We start from the raw sequence: 261 nt of genomic DNA on the forward strand, positions 1-261 counted from the left end.
GGAACAAATCGCTTCTATTTTGCGACCTCGTAACCTTGATCCCAACGTTCCCCTTATGGAGCGCTGGTGGGTATGGATAAAAGGCATCTTTCTGCACTGGGACTGGGGATTGTCCCCCACCGGAAGCTCAGTCAACGAAGCCATCCACTACGCAATTTTCATTTCCGCACGCCTGCTACTTGGCGCAACGATTATCGCTACCGTTCTTGGCATCAGCCTTGGCATCTACACCGCATCACGGCAATACAAACTCGGCGACCG

At 52.9% G+C, this 261-nt stretch carries 1 protein-coding gene; it reads left to right on the top strand.

Features of this window, described 5'->3' with window-relative positions:
* Positions 1 to 261: hypothetical protein (locus V0R37_RS22545; protein WP_489685822.1), on the top strand; the 261-nt coding region annotated here is incomplete at both ends.

The sequence above is a fragment of the Pollutimonas rozaliensis genome (assembly GCF_048751585.1).
Lineage (GTDB): Bacteria > Pseudomonadota > Gammaproteobacteria > Burkholderiales > Burkholderiaceae_B.